The organism is Sphingobacterium spiritivorum ATCC 33861 (genome assembly GCF_000143765.1).
GTDB lineage: Bacteria > Bacteroidota > Bacteroidia > Sphingobacteriales > Sphingobacteriaceae > Sphingobacterium > Sphingobacterium spiritivorum.
Map to the genome: position 1 here is coordinate 402,928 of NZ_GL379772.1, position 18,165 is coordinate 421,092.

15 protein-coding genes are annotated in these 18,165 nt (G+C 39.4%); 4 read left to right on the plus strand and 11 right to left on the minus strand.

Annotated elements, in window-relative coordinates:
• Positions 1-19: 19 nt before the first annotated feature.
• Positions 20-523, minus strand: a complete 504-nt coding sequence (locus HMPREF0766_RS16225) for a hypothetical protein (RefSeq protein WP_002999502.1) — start codon at positions 521-523, stop codon at positions 20-22.
• Positions 524-688: 165 nt separating this feature from the next.
• Between HMPREF0766_RS16225 and HMPREF0766_RS16230 the strand changes: the two genes are divergently transcribed.
• Both HMPREF0766_RS16230 and HMPREF0766_RS16235 read left to right on the plus strand, forming a co-directional pair.
• On the plus strand, positions 689-2,464 hold the full coding sequence (locus tag HMPREF0766_RS16230) for an AMP-dependent synthetase/ligase (protein WP_002999505.1): 1,776 nt from the start codon (positions 689-691) through the stop codon (positions 2,462-2,464).
• 6 nt (positions 2,465-2,470) lie between these two features.
• Positions 2,471-3,481, plus strand: coding sequence for a YihY/virulence factor BrkB family protein (locus tag HMPREF0766_RS16235; protein WP_002999507.1), 1,011 nt, complete (start codon positions 2,471-2,473; stop codon positions 3,479-3,481).
• A gap of 104 nt (positions 3,482-3,585) precedes the next feature.
• Here the strand turns inward: HMPREF0766_RS16235 and HMPREF0766_RS16240 are convergent, their stop codons facing one another.
• The 9 genes from HMPREF0766_RS16240 to HMPREF0766_RS16280 form a co-directional block, all read right to left on the minus strand.
• Complete coding sequence (locus tag HMPREF0766_RS16240; protein WP_236590423.1) at positions 3,586-6,309, minus strand: carboxypeptidase-like regulatory domain-containing protein; 2,724 nt, start codon at positions 6,307-6,309, stop codon at positions 3,586-3,588.
• A gap of 82 nt (positions 6,310-6,391) precedes the next feature.
• Positions 6,392-7,885 (minus strand): cardiolipin synthase, encoded by a 1,494-nt coding sequence (gene cls / locus HMPREF0766_RS16245; protein WP_002999513.1) that lies wholly within the window; start codon positions 7,883-7,885, stop codon positions 6,392-6,394.
• Between the two features lie 149 nt (positions 7,886-8,034).
• Entirely contained in the window at positions 8,035-8,727 is a 693-nt protein-coding gene (locus tag HMPREF0766_RS16250) for a sulfite exporter TauE/SafE family protein (protein ID WP_002999515.1), read from the minus strand.
• A gap of 3 nt (positions 8,728-8,730) precedes the next feature.
• Positions 8,731-9,153 carry a FixH family protein gene (locus HMPREF0766_RS16255; RefSeq protein WP_002999517.1) on the minus strand — a complete coding sequence of 141 codons (423 nt, stop codon included), beginning with the start codon at positions 9,151-9,153 and terminating at the stop codon, positions 8,731-8,733.
• Positions 9,154-9,170: 17 nt separating this feature from the next.
• On the minus strand, positions 9,171-10,556 hold the full coding sequence (gene ccoG / locus HMPREF0766_RS16260) for a cytochrome c oxidase accessory protein CcoG (protein ID WP_002999520.1): 1,386 nt from the start codon (positions 10,554-10,556) through the stop codon (positions 9,171-9,173).
• Positions 10,557-10,566: 10 nt separating this feature from the next.
• Positions 10,567-11,460, minus strand: a complete 894-nt coding sequence (locus tag HMPREF0766_RS16265; RefSeq protein WP_002999522.1) for a cbb3-type cytochrome c oxidase N-terminal domain-containing protein — start codon at positions 11,458-11,460, stop codon at positions 10,567-10,569.
• A gap of 9 nt (positions 11,461-11,469) precedes the next feature.
• Positions 11,470-11,655 (minus strand): hypothetical protein, encoded by a 186-nt coding sequence (locus HMPREF0766_RS16270; RefSeq protein ID WP_002999524.1) that lies wholly within the window; start codon positions 11,653-11,655, stop codon positions 11,470-11,472.
• Between the two features lie 11 nt (positions 11,656-11,666).
• On the minus strand, positions 11,667-13,811 hold the full coding sequence (gene ccoN / locus HMPREF0766_RS16275) for a cytochrome-c oxidase, cbb3-type subunit I (RefSeq protein WP_002999525.1): 2,145 nt from the start codon (positions 13,809-13,811) through the stop codon (positions 11,667-11,669).
• Positions 13,812-13,999: 188 nt separating this feature from the next.
• Positions 14,000-14,785: a lytic transglycosylase domain-containing protein gene (locus HMPREF0766_RS16280; protein ID WP_236590422.1), complete on the minus strand. Its 786-nt coding sequence runs from the start codon at positions 14,783-14,785 to the stop codon at positions 14,000-14,002.
• 284 nt (positions 14,786-15,069) lie between these two features.
• Between HMPREF0766_RS16280 and HMPREF0766_RS16285 the strand changes: the two genes are divergently transcribed.
• Together HMPREF0766_RS16285 and HMPREF0766_RS16290 are read left to right on the plus strand one after the other, a co-directional pair.
• Positions 15,070-16,395 (plus strand): pseudouridine synthase, encoded by a 1,326-nt coding sequence (locus HMPREF0766_RS16285; protein ID WP_002999529.1) that lies wholly within the window; start codon positions 15,070-15,072, stop codon positions 16,393-16,395.
• 104 nt (positions 16,396-16,499) lie between these two features.
• Complete coding sequence (locus tag HMPREF0766_RS16290) at positions 16,500-16,970, plus strand: pyrophosphohydrolase domain-containing protein (RefSeq protein WP_002999531.1); 471 nt, start codon at positions 16,500-16,502, stop codon at positions 16,968-16,970.
• Between the two features lie 56 nt (positions 16,971-17,026).
• Here HMPREF0766_RS16290 and mnmL read toward each other — a convergent pair whose 3' ends face one another.
• Positions 17,027-17,980 (minus strand): tRNA modification radical SAM protein MnmL/YtqA, encoded by a 954-nt coding sequence (gene mnmL, locus HMPREF0766_RS16295; RefSeq protein WP_002999533.1) that lies wholly within the window; start codon positions 17,978-17,980, stop codon positions 17,027-17,029.
• Positions 17,981-18,165 lie beyond the last annotated feature (185 nt).

Genomic DNA, 18,165 nt, shown 5'->3' on the forward strand with positions numbered 1-18,165 from the left:
CAAGGTCTTTTTTGTTAGATTAAAATTTATACCGGATAGAAAAACCGATCGGGTCAATCAACTTAAGGCTACTGCTTTGAATAAAATCAAGATAAGGCTTGACATCCAGAGAAATAGAAACCGGAGCATTCGGAATGCTGTATTCTATACCGACAATACCATCCACACTGATAATAGCTTCAGAAGATCTGCTGAAACGATTTCCGTTTCCATCTGTATACGGCTTACGTGTATATCCTCCCACACTTCCCCCAAATCCGTAGTACCAGGTAAAATCTCCGGTCAAAGGTTTGTGAAACTCATATAAACCTACCACTCTGAATCTTCTTGAAGTAGAATTACTCTGAATACTGACAATTCCTTCGATGGCCCGATCTTCACGCATAGTGTATCTGTAGGTAATACCCTGAGCAGAACCAAATCGTCCGCCTATGGCATGATCACTGGTCAATTGAGCTTTGGCATCTATAGCAAACAACGTTAGTATGCCGATAATAAGAGCGGATAAGTATACTTTTTTCATTTAAAAAAATTTATAAATATTAATGTCAAATGTAACATGATTTTAACGGTTTAAAAAGATATTTGGTATATATTTGACAAGCTTTTGATACAAATAAACCCTGAAAATGATTATATTGGTATCAGTAAACATGCTATCCTATTATAAACCCGTTAAATTGTAACTATGAACACATTAACACGAGTATTCGATTTTATCACACGTTATAAAGAAGAATTTAGCAAGCCTGTAATGGTTGCCGGAAAAAGGGAAGGCAAGTGGAAGACATATTCAACCGACGAATTTATTGAGATCATCGATAATATAAGTAAGGCTATGCTGGCCAGAGGGGTGAAAAAAGGAGATCGCATAGCGCTGATGTCCGGCAATCGTCCGGAATGGAACTTTGTAGATTTCGCAGCCAATCAGATAGGGGCAGCTATTGTACCTTTATACCCTACGCTTTCCAGTCAGGACTTAACCTATATAATAGCAGATGCTGAAGTCCGTTCTATTTTTGTAAGCAATGCGGAGCTGACAGCTAAAGTCAAAACAGCGCTGAAAGAGAATAATCTGGAAATTAACCTGTTTACATTCGAAAAAATAGATGACCTGCCGACACTGGATGATGTGATCGCATTCGGAAAAGAGCAGGATATCGACCTGAAGCCCTATAAGGATGCGGTATCTGAAGACGATCTGCTGACGCTTATCTATACTTCAGGAACGACTGGGAAACCAAAGGGGGTATTGCTGACGCATAAAAACGTCATGAGTAATGTCAATGCCTCAAATCACCTCCTGAAGACAGAATACAATAAGGCATTAAGTTTCCTTCCGCTCTGCCATATTTTTGAACGTATGGTTGTTTATCTGTATTTCTCCCGTGGTGTTCAGATATATTATGCAGAAAATCTGGACAATATCGTGGCAGATATCAATGAAGTAAAGCCAATGGCATTTACGACGGTACCACGTGTACTGGAAAAAGTGTATGACAAGATTGTAGAAAAAGGTAAGGCGCTTACTGGAATCAAAAAAGCTTTATTCTTCTGGGCATTGGAACTTGGCCATAAATATCAGGAACCTGAAAAAAACGGAGCCTTTTACAATTTTAAACTGGGTATTGCCCGCAAGCTGATCTTCTCCAAATGGAAAGAAGCATTGGGCGGCGAGATCAAGCTAATTGTATCTGGAGGAGCAGCCTTACAGGAGCGTCTGGCCCGTGTGTTCTGGGCTGCCGGCATACAAGTACTGGAAGGTTACGGACTGACCGAGACTTCACCGGTTATTGCGGTCAACACCTGGCAACCTAATGGAGTTCGTTTCGGTACAGTCGGAAAAGTATTAAGTAATCTGGATGTGAAAATCGGTCAGGATGGAGAGATATTAGTGAAAGGCCCCAGTATTACTGCCGGATATTATAAAAATCAGGAGGCTACTAAAGAAGCTATTGATGAAGAAGGATATTTTCACACCGGAGACATAGGCGAATTATCTAAGGATGGCTTCCTGAAAATCACCGATCGTAAGAAGGAGATGTTCAAAACTGCAGGTGGTAAATATGTTGCGCCACAGGTATTGGAAAACAAATTCATGGAATCTACGTTAATTGGACAGGTAATGGTGCTTGGAGAAAACCGTAAATTCCCGTCAGCATTGATTGTTCCGGCATTTGAAGAGCTGGAAAAATGGTGTAAACACAAAGGCATAGCCTATACCTCCAAAGATGAAATCATCAAAGATCCTAAAGTCATCGAGAAATATCAAAGTGAAATAGATCGGTTAAATGCGGGATTCGGACATTGGGAGCAGGTTAAAAAATTCAAATTGCTGAATAAAGAATGGAGTATTGACAGCGGCGAACTCACACCAAAACTAAGTTTAAAACGTAAAATTATTCTTCAGAAATTCGAAGATACCATCAATGGTATTTATGAAGAAACAGGAAGTAAAAGTTAACAGTTTATGTCAAAGATTCCGTTTCAGGCCAGAGTAAAAGACTTTGGAGGACTCATGATGAATGTCATCAATGGTTTTCTGGATGACAAATGTATGAAAATGAGTGCCTCACTGGCCTATTACACTGTATTCTCCATAGGTCCGCTTATCATCATCATTATCTGGTGTATTGGATTTTTCTATGGTACACAGTTAGACGGTCCCACGGGTGCACGTGATGAAGTGTTTAAGGAATTTTCAGAACTCTTTGGAAAAGATGTAGCTGTACAGGTACAGTCAACAATCCAAAAGATCAGCTTTGAAAACAGATCTAACATTGGAATTATTGTCGGAATCGTCACACTAATCATTACCTCAACAACCATTTTTGTAGATATACAGGATTCTATAAATACAATATGGAAAGTGAAAGCCAAAGCAAAAAAAGGCTGGCTCAAACTGATTATCAACAGGCTGATATCTTTTTCCATGGTATTGGGTCTGGGATTTCTACTGATTGCCTCCTTAATGATCAACGGGATTATCGTAGCACTGACCAATTACTTTGGTCAGTATTTTGAAAATATAAGCCTGCCTATGCTCGACTGGATTAATACCGGAATTACATTTACGGTTATTACGGCTTTATTCGGTTTTATATTTTCGTTCCTACCGGATGCCAAAGTCAGGTTCAGAGATATATTAGGAGGAGCTATATTTACCGCCTTATTATTTATGTTTGGAAGATACGCTATCTCTTTGTACATCACCCAATCCGCGACAGCAAGTGCATATGGAGCCGCAGGATCTATTATCGTATTATTGGGTTGGGTGTATTACTCCTCAGCGATTTTATACTTCGGAGCAGAGTTTACTAAAGAAATTGCTATTCGTTACGGTAAAGGAATTCGTCCGACCTCATTTGCAGTTCTTGTCAAACAGACAGAACTGGAAATAGATGTAGAAACCGGACAACGTAAAATTTCCAAAAGTACTCCTGAAGTACCTATGAATGTATCCGAAATTGAAAAAGATTAAATCAGACTCTTTCTTAAATCTGTTTATTTACAGATTTAAGGGAATATAAAAAAAACGAGGGCTTCTAAATCCGAAGCCCTCGTTTTTTTATATTACGGTCTGCATTATTTGACTTGATATATCAATACTTTTCGCCCTACATTACCTGTTTTATCCATTCCTTCGACAACGACTTTATAATTACCATTGCCATCTGCATTGTAATATTCCAGTTCGATTTCACCTGCTTCGGTTACATTTACATTCGGATTCCAGTAAATTGTCGTACGAAGATCATTCGTAGCTTTACGTTGTGGCGTATCATACTTAGGGAGATAAAACTGTCTTTCTTTAATATACCCCAGCGGATACATATCAATAACATTTGTTTTTGGCAACATGCTCTCAATCTGTGCAAGGGACATCCGAGGTTGTTTCTTCTCTTTCTTCGTATATATAGAAACAACACCATTATTTTGATACATTCTGCTCACTGTACCTAACTCATCCCGAAGAAAGATCTCGATCCCTTCGATATCAGGAACATTGATCGAATTAAGACTGGCTTCATCTATAGGCATACCATTTAAGAAAAACTGTACCGGGATACGTCCTCCGGCATTGTAGTCCCTGCTTACATAATACTTCAACGTTTGGGTGTCGAACGTGATACCTGTCAATACAGTGGTCAGACATTGGGTAAGAATATTACATCCTGAAAGTCTGGATGGTTCGATTCTGTGCTCAGGCATTGATAATCCGGACAAAGACGGAAAATCTTTACTTGATACTACTTTTTTCACCACTCCGGTTACCGCGACTTCATCCAATAATATAGAAGTACGGTATTCCTTGCGACTGTTATCCAGATATGGCGCAATTGAACGATCTATATTGTCAATCCTGTTACTTTCGTAGGGATTGTTCTTATCAATACCCGGAAAATAGGATTGATCCATATTGATAACCAGACTTCTGTAATTTTCATTGCTTCTGGCATTTACCGTCACTTTTGAAGAATCCGGGAATACAACATTCTCAAATTTGAATTTACCGTTTACATCTGTGTAAGCATCCTTGCTGACTCCTGCTGCCGGGATTTTTAAAAGTAATCCTGCATTCTGAACAGTTCTACCCGTATTCATACGCAGCACTCCGGAAATAGTAATTCCTTGTTCAGGAAGGAAATTAACTGCAGGCAATTTATCTGCTAAGATATCTGTGTAAGAGAACCTTCTGAACCCTTGTGTCATTAACAATGCATCCAGAGCCTGTAATCTGTTTGCTACCTTATCATCAAAATAATAGTTTGGTTTCTCTACATAACCTTTGATATCCGAGGTAAGCAGAAAATTACTCACAATAGAGAGGTCTTCCTGATCATCATATGGTACTTTCGTTTCGTCTACGACAGCGACTGAATAGCTACCCGGAAATTTTTGACCATTATTATCAATCGCCAGTTTCAGTTTGACCAGATCTTTGGGTTTGTAGGCTTGCTTATCAGCTGTTACTTTTATGTCCAGTAATTTATCAGATTGAATATAGATCAATCGTTCACTGATTGGAGTACCATCCGGCTTCATGAGTGTGATCTGAGCAATCCCATTTGGAAAACGGTTTTTTGGTATGGTAAGTAAAAATGATGGATTTTTCAGTGTAGCCTGTGCCGCATAACACAACTGTCCATTGGATACAGCCAGAATATAGTAGGGTTGATTCTGGACTTTTTGAAAGTAGGTATCGTTGGTCACGATTCCCATTTGAATAGTGGTATCTGCTTCCTTATGGAATACCAGATTGACAGATTCGGTTTTTACATCCGGAAGTGTATAGGTACGTTCCTGCCCGTTTTCAAATTTTACACTCGCTTTATACTTCTCGCCTGCAATAGGCAGCATGGAGAAGACCCCCATTCCCAAGCCCAGATCTTTAAATTCTGCTATAGTAGTATTCTTTGAATCTACAATCCGGCCTGTTACTTTCTGTCCTTTTCCATCCGAACCAACAGCTTTAAATCCTACATTCTTTGCTAATCCTTCAATCAAATCTCCACCTTCCGGAAAAAATTGCACATCCACATCCCAAACTGCATTTTTAAGCAAAAAATTTCCCACTAAAGGGGGTTGACCTTTCTCTCCATCGACCTTCACCGTCAGCTCTCCGCTTTGAAGTATTTCACGATCCTTGGCAGAAATATTCATTGTGATGCGTCCCATGTCATCGGTTTCACCTTTTCCTTTACTGATGGTTTCCCATCCCGATATAGCTTCCCAATTAACCTTGGATCGACTTAATATCTTACCTGTCTTATCTTTAAACTGAACAGTTGCCTGTGTTTTGGTACCGTTGTCATTTGGTTTGAATTCAATATTGGTAATGACCTTATTATTAATAGCATCTCCTATAGGTATAATCTTATTAAAGAAATACACAGGGTCAAAATTGGCCATCCACTTGGTATAAGCTCTGAAACGGTAATTGTCTTTGACCATAAATTGAGGATCCAACACAAAATATCCGTTACCTACACCTTCTTTCAATGGAATTTTAAAAGTCTGAATAAGTGAATCCCGGCTATTCAACACCTCAACATAAGTGATCTTCGAAGGATCGTATTCAAACAGATTCCTGTTTAGATAAGTTTTAAACCAAAGCGTATCTCCTACAGCATAATACGGTTTATCAAAGTGTACATGAACTTTCTCGATCGGATAGACCTGAAAAAGCTTTTGTGCTTTTTCTACAACAGTATTAATCGGAATAGTCGGTTTATCTTGTGCCAGAGATTTAGCCTGAAAGGCAAATGTGGCAATTAGTAATGCAATAAGAAATTTTAATGACTTCATGTATAGCGTCGTATTTTTCAGAATGCTAAATATATCCATTTTTAGCGAGACAAGCATAGAAACCCCCGAAATTTAACATTCCTTAAAGCAATGGAGCCAGTAACCGGCAAAGCGAATCCACTCCTTTTTTCCATTTGGAACGATTTTTCCAGATCTTCAATGTGAGCAAGTCCGAATCGGCTTTATCCAATTCAAATTGATTTTCCAGATTAACACATAGTTGCAAATCACTTATGATAGCAGAAATCTCAAAATTGATATAGAAACTACGTATATCCAGATTAGTAGTCCCTATAAAGGCGACTTTACCGTCAATACACAATGTCTTGGCATGGATAAAACCTTTATTATACAGATACACTTTGACTCCTCTGTTTAAGAGAGACTTGAGAAAAGAAAAACTGGCATGCTGCACAAAATACGAATCCGATTTGGCTGGCATCATTAATTCAACTTCAACTCCTGAAGCAGCAGCGACCTGCAAAGCGGTAGACAGCTCATCACTGGGAATATAATAGGGAGTACAAAGCTGCACTCTGTTCTTAGCCTCACTGATAGCCAGTAAGATTGCTTCCATATTAAATGGTCCCACTGATCCCGGATCACTGGATGTGAAAGCCACTGCAGCCTGTTCGGGAAACTGAAAAGGTTTGCTGCATAAATATTCACGGGTAATCATAAAAGGATCGCCGTCAGTCTGGTTCCAGGACATCCAAAAATTTACCTGTAACATATTTACAGCTTCACCTTCGATCATGACAGAAGTATCTCTCCAGAAAACGGCATCAGATTGTCCCGGATAATTGATATAGCGATCCGAAATATTAATTCCCCCGACAAAACCAATATGTCCGTCTATCACTGCTATCTTACGGTGATTACGATAATTGGAATTGGCCAGAGAGGTAAAAGTCACAGGCAGAAAGGGTTGAAATTCTATTTTGCTCTTTTTACTTGCAACCAGATATTTGACTAAGTCGGGCGATCCGAAACTATCTACGATCAAACGTACTTTGATCCCTTCGGCTGCTTTTTCTTCCAATGCATTTAAGACTTCCAGTCCTATGCTATCCAGTTCAAAAATGTAATATTCTACATGAATTGCATGCTTCGCTTCCCGGATTGCTTTCAGAAAAGCAGGAAATTTCTCCTCACCATTCGTCAGCAGAGTGACCCGGTTACGCAGTGAGGGAGAAGATAGCCGCTCATTCTTGAGAAAAGTAAATACACGGTGCGCAGAGCCTATCCACTCTTCGATCGTTTCCAGATCGCGTTCCATCTCGGGCTCCAGTTTATTCCATTCCCGTTCCAGCAGCTCAGCCTGTTGCTGGCTCATGCGCTGAAATTTACGGATCTTCTGAAATTTCTGTCCAAACAGATAATATAGAATAAGCCCGATAACGGGAAGAAAAACGATTACCATTACCCATGATACAGTCTTGCTGGGATTTCGGTTTTCAATAAGAATAGTAGAAATAACACCAATGTATAAGATTGAGAGTGGTATCCAGTACCATTGTACTAAAAACTCCCATACCATATTGACATGATGTGATTCGATAGCAAGCACTTCCATAGCATTTTCATTGCTCTGATTATAATAACAGCTGTTATATACACAGCAATCAGAAGAAAAATCTTTTATTTAAAGCGACCTCCAAACGGGTCTGGAATAAATTTAGGCTATTTTATCAGGATTAAGAAAAATAAAAGAAGAGAATACGGCTATGCACAATGTGCAGCACCATTCATATGAATCAATGGACTAAGATAGGGAATATCCAGATTAGCACCCCTCAGCATAAACCAGATGCCCATCAGAAGATAGAGGGCGGGCAGCAATTTGTTAAAATTGAACTTAAATATTTTCTTTGGAAAGTGGCCTGCAAATGAAACTGCAAATAGTAAAGGTAGAGTACCGGTACCGAAAAGGATCATAAACATAAAACTTCCTGAAACAGTAGCTGCATTCAAAGCAGCAGCCAATGCCATATAAACCATACCGCAAGGTAGCAACCCGTTTAATATTCCAGCTACAAAACTTCCTCCCGGACGATACAGCCATCTTCCCATCAGTTTAGCGAAAGGCGTGATAAAGGTTGTCTGCCATTTGGCAAATTTGCTGTTTTGTTTACCATAAAGATGGAAAAGACCAATTCCTATCAGAATAGCTCCTGTCAACAAACTCATCCATTGCTGCCAGCCTTGTATAGAAGCCAGATTACCAAACAGCCCCAGGACAACACCCAAAAGCCCATAAGTCAATATCCGGCCGGATTGATACAGGATTTTATTAAGTACTACAGTCCAGGACATTTGTTGACCTCCCTGAAAAGCCATCAGTAAAGGACCACACATCACTGCACAGTGCAGACTACCTAATAAACCCATAAAAAATGCCAGATAATGATACGTCATATGCTACAGGAATATATGTTTTTCAAAAATATAAGGAACCGCATTACCCTCCCATTGTATTTCCAGACTCCAGCGTCCTTTCTGAAAAGATTGTATAGGCAAACGATATCCTGTCGAAGCCGTAGCAAACGGTAAGGAAATATCCAGATGACTGTCAGAAGGACGCTTGAATACCAGTTTACCTTTATTTTGCGGATGTGGAAAATCAATATACAGAGTATCATTCACTGCTCTTATAACAGGCTCTGCATGATCTCTGATCACATTTGATTTTCTATTATAGGTATCATCGTAGTTTAATCCCTTTTCATAATAGTCTTCCTCTTCTAATGTATCTGCATTATGACTCACCATATATATTCCTGCACCTATAATACCTGACATAAATACGGCAAGACTGACTACTATTTTTTTACCCCAATTCATACTTCGTTGTTTTTATACTACATTCCAGGAGGAGCAATAAATGTCGTTTTCAGGGTTTCTATCTTTTTCCCTTCGGACATAATATTTATTCTGACATTTGATTTATAATGCTCCACATCCTTACTATTGATAATCAGAAAAAAACTGAGTTTAGCACTGCCATCTTTATTCAGTTTATTGATTTTATTAACCAGTTGTAATGTTAATTTGTGATCTTCACTTTCCAGTGTAAAAGGCATTTCTTTACCACTCTTGTTGATCAGTTCCAGCGAATAAAGATTCGAGATAGTATGATCTTCTCTTAACTGATAAGTACTTCCTTTGGCTCTCAGCAGTGTAGCACCAACTTGCGTTCTGCTGAATATCATATATCCAAAGACTCCCATCAATACAGCTAATACAATGGAATAAGCGATGGCTCTTACATTGTTCTTTTTAAAATCATCCTTATGTTCAATCTCGCCCATAGCATAGAAACCAATAAGGCGACTTGGTTTTCCTATTTTTTTCATGACACCATCACAGGCATCTATACATGCTGTACAACTGACACATTCCATCTGTAATCCTTTACGTATATCTATGCCTGTGGGACATACCTGCACACATAAATTGCAATCAACACAGTCTCCCCTTTCCTTATGGTCATCCTTTCTTTGCTTACCCCGGGGTTCGCCTCTGAAATGGTCATACGCTACGACTGTACTCTGATCATCCAGCAATACACTTTGCAGCCTTCCGTAAGGGCAGATTGCAATGCAGACAATCTCGCGGATATAAGAAAATACAGCATAGAAAACCAAGGTAAAAACAGAAATGGAAATCAGACCCGCAATGTGTGCGTCCAATGGATCCGTAATAATCTTAATGAGCGCATCAGCACCAATAATATAAGACAGAAAGATATTAGAAATGAAAAAAGATATAATCAGAAATATCGTATGCTTGAATATCTTTTTCTTATTCTTCTCAAAAGAATTTTCGGCAGCATTTAACTTCTTCTGTTGTGTCCAGTCCCCTTCTATCCAATATTCTATCTTGCGGAATATCAATTCCATAAAAATAGTTTGCGGACAGGCCCAACCGCACCAGACCCGTCCATAAACTACAGTAAACAACACAATACATACCATCGCGATCAGCATACCGAACACGAAAATATGAAGATCCTGAGGATAAAATAAATTTCCGAAAATAGAGAATTTACGCTCAATGATATTAAACATCAAAAAAGGTTCTCCTTTGATCTTAATAAACGGAGCTGCAAATAAAAACAGCAACAACGAATACCCAAACCACTGGCGATAGTTATAGAGCTTGCCGGAAGGTTTCTTGGCATAGATCCAATTTCTCTTTTTAGATTTCGGAGGATTGATATCCTGAATATTCGTTGTTACCTGCATAATTATATACTTATTGTACGGCTGTGGTATCTGTTTCGGCTTCGGCATCTTTCTCCGCTGATGCATACTCTACTTCTGCTCCCTGCGGTTCTTTAGGACTAGCCGGTTTTGTATCCCGTATCGAAACGATGTAATTACTTACTTCTGCTATTTGTGCCGGAGACAATGTCTGTTCCCATGGCACCATACCCTTATCCGGTACACCATACTTCACTGTTTTGAAAACATCTTTAATCTCTCCGCCATGCAACCAGAACCGGTCTGTAAGATTGGGTCCGATTCCCCCTTCTCCGGCCTGACCATGACATGCAGAACAGTTAGCGGCAAAGATAGCTTTACCGGCTGTAGCCATAGCACCCGTCTCATCTACCGTAATAGATGTTTCATCAATAAGATCTGCTACCTGAGCAAGATACTCCTGTTTGGCCTTTTCAGCCTGAGCAACTTCCCTCACATATTCCTGATCCTGATTCAATCCCCATCCAAAGACATGGTACACCAACAGGTAGATAATACCAAATGTAATAGTAGAATAGAATAAGGCATTAAACCAGATCGGAATCGGATTATCCAGCTCTTTGATACCATCATAACTGTGATCAATCACAATATCCTTTTCTTCTGAGATCGGTCTCAGTCCCATTATCTTTTTCCAGTTATTAGACCATTTGATTTTACGGGCCTGCTTTGCAGCAACTTTTGCCGCCTGTTCCTGCAAAAGCACTTCAGGCATAGTAATCTTCAAAATGGATTTTATCGCTTTACTAACGGAAAGCGCAGTAAAGAGTAGTACGATCAATACCACCACCAACAGAATGATAAGGATATCATTATATATATTGCCGGTACTCATGTTCCAACCTGAACTTACGGCAGTAGAATCTGCTACTAAAAATAATTTCATAATCTATTTTTATTCTGTTGTTTGACCATTTTGTTCGTCCTGACCATCGAGAGGCAATTCTTTCATATACTGAATATGATCTTTCTTCATCCAGAATAGCATCAATGCTACCGCAACGAAGAATACCAGGAATATCCACAGCGATGTGATCAGATAAATTTCATCGCCATTTAAGTTTGTGATTTGCTTGAACATCGTTTTACAGTTTAATTTTGACTATCCACATTACTTGCTGCCGCTGCTGCAGGCTCTGCTTTAATATCCGTTCCTAATCGTTGCAAATAAGCTATGATCGCTATAATCTCTCTGTCACTTCCAACCTTAACCTGATTTGCTGCCAGATCCTTGGCTATTGCTTCTGCCTGTTTAGCGATATCAGCATGTGCGTTTTCAATATCCTTATGTGAATAGGGTACACCTAATACACGCATCGCATTCATTTTCTCTTTAATGATACTATTATCGAGTTTCTGATCTATCAGCCATGGATAAGTCGGCATGATACTACCCGGCGAAGTAATGGTAGGATCAAGCAAATGATCAAAATGCCATTTGTTCGGGTACTTTCCTCCTACGCGATGTAAATCAGGTCCGGTACGTTTGGATCCCCATAAGAATGGTCTGTCGTATACATATTCTCCGGATTTGCTGTATTCTCCGTATCTGGAAGTCTCCGAACGGAATGGTCTTACCGTTTGAGTATGACAGTTTACACAACCTTCTTTAATATAGAGATCTCTTCCCTGTAACTCCAGAGCAGTATATGGTTTGACACTTGCTATAGTAGGAATATTAGATTGAATGGTGAAAGTAGGTACCATCTCCACAATTCCTCCTATCAGTATAGCGAGAAGGGCAAGCACCATGAACAACATAGGTTTACGCTCCAGACGGCGGTGAGTCTCCCGTTCATTCTTAGTCACTGGTTCAAGAGCAGGAGCTTCAGCCGGCTCATTAGCCATCAGTTTTCCTTTAGCCATTGTTTTGACCAGATTGAATGTCATCAGTAATGCTCCGGACAGGTACAATGCTCCACCTACCGCACGCATCATATGCATAGGAAGAATTTCTAATGTAGTAGCCAGGAAATTCGGATATTTTAGTACACCTTCAGGTGTAAATTCTTTCCACATTAAGCCCTGTACGACAGCTGCCCAGTACATTGGAATAGCGTAGAATAAAATACCTAATGTACCGATCCAGAAGTGCGCATTGGCCAGCTTTTTAGAATACAGCTCCGTTTTATAGATACGCGGTACCAGCCAGTATAGTATCGCAAACGTCATAAAACCGTTCCATCCAAGTGCACCGACGTGTACGTGAGCCACGATCCAATCGGTAAAATGGGCAATCGCATTTACCTGTTTTAAGGATAACATAGGGCCTTCAAATGTAGCCATACCGTAAGCCGTCAATGCAACGACCATAAACTTCAAGGTAGGCTCTGTTCTAACCTTATCCCATGCGCCACGCAATGTCAACAGACCGTTGATCATCCCTCCCCAGCTAGGAGCAATCAACATGATGGAAAATACGACGCCCAATGATTGTACCCATGAAGGTAATGATGTATATAATAAATGGTGCGGTCCTGCCCAGATGTATATAAATATCAGTGACCAGAAATGCAGAATACTCAATTTGTAAGAATATACAGGACGATTGGCCATCTTAGGCAAAAAATAGTACATCATACCTAAGAAAGGAGTGGTAAGAAAGAAAGCAACAGCATTATGACCATACCACCACTGGACTAATGCGTCCTGTACTCCGGAATAGACATAGTAACTTTTCCAGAATGTAACAGGTAACTGTATGGAGTTGACAATATGAAGTACAGCTACTGTAACAAATGTTGCAATATAAAACCATACAGCGACATACATATGTCTTTCTCTGCGTTTGATAATAGTACCGAACATATTGATACCGAATACCACCCAAATCAAAGTAATGGCCACGTCAATAGGCCACTCCATCTCCGCATATTCATGACTGGAAGTAAATCCCATCGGAAGCGTAATGGCGGATGCTATAATGATAAGTTGCCATCCCCAGAAATGGAGCTTACTTAATATATCGCTGAACATCCTCGCTTTGAGTACCCGTTGCAGCGAATAATAAACGCCCATAAAAATAGCATTCCCTACGAATGCAAAAATGACAGCATTGGTATGAACAGGACGAACACGACCAAAAGTCGTATACTGTATTCCGAAATTCATATCCGGCCATACCAGTTGCAATGCTACCAATAATCCCACGGACATTCCAACGATGCCCCATATAATGGTGGCTAACCCGAAATTTCTGACAATCTTATTGTCGTAATTAAACTGCTCTAACTGCATTACTTGTTGTGTTGATTTCTGTGGGTAAAATTATCTCTTAATTCATGACATTCTAATGATATATCACGGCTTAAAAAGTGATTTATATTACTTTTCGGGCACAGCAAGAGTCTTTAAAGCCAGGCTTTAAAACAAAAAAAACGGACTTAAATATTTAAGTCCGTTTCTACATTTTTTGATATGATGGATTACAGCATATTCTTTTCTCTTTCCTCATCAGCTACAGGTGCTTTCGCATACCTGGTATACCCATGTTTGGAAGGATTTTCAATAATCTCTTTGACAGAGACTAATTTATAAACATATGATGCTGTTTCATTATTGAGCTTCAACTTATAATAATCGTCTTGTTTTTGACGACGGATGGCTCCTCTAAGGCTTCCTCCACCTACATTATAGGCAGCGGCAACCAATGTCCAGTCTCCAAATTCGCGATAGAGATATTTAAGGTAACGCGCAGCTGCATGCGTAGATTTTGTCAGATTAAGTCTTTCATCTACTTTACCGCTCACCTTCAATCCATAAAGACGTGCTGTTGCCGGCATAAACTGCCAATAGCCACCTGCACCTTTACTGGACACCACACGACTATCCATCCCGCTTTCAACAAGTGGTATATATTTAAAATCTTCCGGAATACCATGTGATTTTAAGATTGCAGCAATCTGTGGTAGGTGTTTCTCTGCTTGCTTGTGTAAACTGTACGTCTGTTGCTTTCTAAAAGAAAAACGACTTAAGTACTGTGTGAGCTTCCTTTCGACCTGAGGCAGGTCCAGCGGAAGGCTTTCTTCTGCGAAGGTGATCGATATCAGATAATCGTGTTCTCCTTCATTGTCCTTATCTCCATTATGGTCAGATAAAGCCGCTTTGTTTACTATTCTGTTTTTGATGTTCAGCGTCTTGGCATCGTCATATCTGACATTGGCTGCGACCGCATTTTCTTTAGTGCTTGAATACAATTTCGACAGTAACATCCCTGCCAAAATCAAGCCACAACATAATACTTTCTTTTTAATCATTCACTCCCTTACTGCTATCCTATCCACGATAATATCGATCAAAAAATAGCTTGGTACAAATTCAAGGTGGCAAAGATACACACTATTATGCTAAAAAACAAATAGTTACAAATCCGACCAGATCTATAACGTTGAAATTCAGCTTTATTGTATGCGATTTTCATAAAATATTTGCATTATTCTGGTGGTAGAATAAATATAATAGCTATCTTTGTAGTTCACATTTTTTAAAGTAAAATATGCCATTCAGCAGAAATCGGAACAGTCGTGACGACAACTCCAAACGATCAAGAAGTAACTCAGAAAACTTCAAATCAAAAGGCAACAGCAGCCGATCAGAAAAGTCTTCTGGTTACAATGACAACAAATCTCCTAGAAAATCATTCTCAAAATCATCAGACTCTAATGATCGTCCTGATCGTTTCGAAAAAACTGAAGGTAGTAAAACCGGAGGCTATAAAAAGTCATTCGACGGAAAGAAATCATTCGGAGAAAAAAGATCCTTTGGAGAGAAGAAGGCATTTGGCGATAAAAAAGCGTACGGAGATAAAAAACCTTTTGGTGAAAGAAATGCTTTCGGAGAGAAGAAGGCATTTGGTGACCGAAAACCATTTGGTGATAAAAAAGCATACGGAGATAGAAAACCGGGATCTGATAAAAGATTTGGTGACCAGAAGTTTAGCAAAAGCGGACCCAGAGATAAAAACAGAGACTTCGGAGATAATCGCAAATTCGACAAGCCATATAAAAAATCTTTCGAAACAAGCGAAGATGCTGAACAAAGAACATTTGCCAAACGCAGACCAAGCAGCAGAACGGTAAAGCAAGCTACATCTGACTATGATGATAACGGCATGATACGTCTTAACCGTTACATCTCTAATGCAGGTATATGCTCCCGTAGAAAAGCAGATGAGCTAATCACAGCAGGTGTTATATCTGTAAACGGAGAAGTGGTTACCGAATTAGGTAGTAAGGTAGATCCGGCTAAAGATGAAATAAAGTACAATGGAGAGCGTCTGAAAAGAGAGAAAATGGTGTACGTACTTTTGAACAAACCAAAAGATTATATCACGACTACTGATGATCCACAGGAACGCCGCACTGTAATGCAATTGGTCGCAAACGCGACTAAAGAACGCATATATCCTGTAGGTCGCTTAGACAGAAACACCACTGGTCTGCTTCTGTTGACCAATGACGGTAATCTTGCAGAAAAATTATCACACCCCCGGAATAATATCAGCAAGATCTATAATGTGGAGTTGGATAAAAGTCTGAATCAAGGCGATTTCAACAAAATTGTTTTTGGACTTGAACTGGAAGACGGTTTTGTAAAACCTGACGATCTGAGTTATGTACAGGGCGGTAGTAAACGTGAAGTAGGAATTCAGATTCACAGTGGTAAAAATCGTATTGTAAGACGTATTTTCGAATCTTTAGGATACGATGTCGTAAAACTGGACCGTGTAGTATATGCTAATCTTACGAAAAAAGATCTGCCAAGAGGTCGTTGGAGATATCTGGAAGAAAAAGAGTTGATTCAGTTGAAACACCTGATCTAGATCAACCCGATTATAAAATTTAAAGCAGCTTAACCGCTGCTTTTTATATTTTAGTGCAGTTATCTCTTCTTATTTTTTTAATTTTATCAAAAATATAAAATATCATGACAGATCCAAAAACACTGACTTCTGTAGCAGAATTTCATAAAACATTTCAACATCCTATACTAGATCAGCCTACTATTCCGGCTGAGAAAAGATGCGAACTACGCGTGTCGCTTATCGCTGAGGAGTTAAAAGAATTGGAAGAAGCCATCCAAAACAAAGACCTGGTAGAAATAGCCGATGCACTTTGTGATATCCAATACGTATTATCCGGAGCAGTTCTGGAGTTTGGTTTAAAAGATAAATTTAATGCTCTTTTCGAAGAAGTGCAACGTTCTAATATGAGCAAAGCATGTAAATCCGTCAAAGAAGCAGAAGAAACGATGAAGTATTACAAAGAAGAAAAAGGTGTAGATAGTTATTATAAGGAAGTTGACGGCCTGTTTCTGGTATTTAGAGAAGGTGATAATAAAACTCTGAAATCGATTTACTATTCTCCTGCAGATTTAAAATCTATTATTGAGCAATAAGTTCAATGCTTCATAAGAATAAACGGGGAGCAAATATGATTTGCTCCCCGTTTATTTTATGCTAATATTTTATATCTGCTGCCCTGAATCGCATTTCGCTGCTCCAGGCCTTTATCAATATACGTTTGAATAGCTGATTTACCTAGCCCCCAGTTAGGCGCTATTAACAACTCTTTATCCGCCAGACCGAACAATCGCTGAACGATAATATCAGGACGTAATAAAGGAATAAATTCACACAAGAAGTCGGTGTATTCTTCTATAGAAAAAACATGAAAAGGTTCCCGTTTATATTGTACCCCCATAATAGAGCCTTCTACAATATGCAGGTGATGTAACTTTACAAACTTAATCTGCGGATGTTTATTGATCTCATCAGCATAGCGCAACATCATCTCTCTTGTTTCCCACGGGAAACCAAAGATAGTATGCACACAGATTTCCAAAGGACTGTTTTGTACCAGAGCTAATGCTTTTTGTAGTTCACGGTGTGAACATCCTCTGTTGATACGGGTAAGTGTTTCGTCATAGATAGATTCCATACCCATTTCCAGATCTACATCCAACCGGTCCGTATAACTCTCCAATAAGGCTATCTTTTCGAAATCAATACAATCCGGACGTGTACCTACGGAAAGCCCTACCGTATGTTCAGGGCATACATTGATCGCCTCATCGTACATCATCTTCAATAGATGTGTAGGTGCATAAGTATTTGTATTAGGCTGAAAATAGATAATGAACTTTTCTGCATTATATCCATTACGCGCTCTTTCTATACCTGCTTCGACCTGCTCTTTAATAGTAGGCAATTTACGTGCGGATTCCGGAGTAAAGGAATCTACATTACAATACGAACATCCACCGTAACCCTTACTTCCATCCCGGTTAGGACAAGTAAAATTACCATCCACAATTACTTTAAACACACGCTGTCCGTCATACTTTTCTTTAAGATAAGAGCCGTAATGATTATAAGGTTTCTGTCCAGTATCCAATAATGTACCCATAACTGCAAAGATACAAAAGAGGATTCATAACAATCTGTATTTAACCATAAAAGGTAATAGAAGTATACATTTTAGAATAGCAATCTTTAACCTCTCTCCGGATATATCGCTATCACTAACTCTGGCGCAGGCTTTAGCGCAGCGCTGCTTGTGCCTGGATCGTATTGCCGGTAGGGACAGCAGCA

Bases quoted from the DNA above. Each gene is read 5' to 3' on its own strand.
- HMPREF0766_RS16255 (WP_002999517.1), bottom strand. From the start codon at position 9,153: ATGAATTGGGGTAAAAAAATAGTAGTCAGTCTTGCCGTATTTATGTCA.
- ccoN (WP_002999525.1), bottom strand. From the start codon at position 13,811: ATGCAGTTAGAGCAGTTTAATTACGACAATAAGATTGTCAGAAATTTC.
- HMPREF0766_RS16240 (WP_236590423.1), bottom strand. From the start codon at position 6,309: ATGAAGTCATTAAAATTTCTTATTGCATTACTAATTGCCACATTTGCC.
- mnmL (WP_002999533.1), bottom strand. From the start codon at position 17,980: ATGGGTACATTATTGGATACTGGACAGAAACCTTATAATCATTACGGC.
- HMPREF0766_RS16285 (WP_002999529.1), top strand. From the start codon at position 15,070: ATGCCATTCAGCAGAAATCGGAACAGTCGTGACGACAACTCCAAACGA.
- HMPREF0766_RS16290 (WP_002999531.1), top strand. From the start codon at position 16,500: ATGACAGATCCAAAAACACTGACTTCTGTAGCAGAATTTCATAAAACA.
- HMPREF0766_RS16230 (WP_002999505.1), top strand. From the start codon at position 689: ATGAACACATTAACACGAGTATTCGATTTTATCACACGTTATAAAGAA.
- cls (WP_002999513.1), bottom strand. From the start codon at position 7,885: ATGGAAGTGCTTGCTATCGAATCACATCATGTCAATATGGTATGGGAG.
- HMPREF0766_RS16225 (WP_002999502.1), bottom strand. From the start codon at position 523: ATGAAAAAAGTATACTTATCCGCTCTTATTATCGGCATACTAACGTTG.
- HMPREF0766_RS16265 (WP_002999522.1), bottom strand. From the start codon at position 11,460: ATGAAATTATTTTTAGTAGCAGATTCTACTGCCGTAAGTTCAGGTTGG.
- HMPREF0766_RS16250 (WP_002999515.1), bottom strand. From the start codon at position 8,727: ATGACGTATCATTATCTGGCATTTTTTATGGGTTTATTAGGTAGTCTG.
- ccoG (WP_002999520.1), bottom strand. From the start codon at position 10,556: ATGCAGGTAACAACGAATATTCAGGATATCAATCCTCCGAAATCTAAA.
- HMPREF0766_RS16280 (WP_236590422.1), bottom strand. From the start codon at position 14,785: ATGTTACTGTCGAAATTGTATTCAAGCACTAAAGAAAATGCGGTCGCA.
- HMPREF0766_RS16270 (WP_002999524.1), bottom strand. From the start codon at position 11,655: ATGTTCAAGCAAATCACAAACTTAAATGGCGATGAAATTTATCTGATC.
- HMPREF0766_RS16235 (WP_002999507.1), top strand. From the start codon at position 2,471: ATGTCAAAGATTCCGTTTCAGGCCAGAGTAAAAGACTTTGGAGGACTC.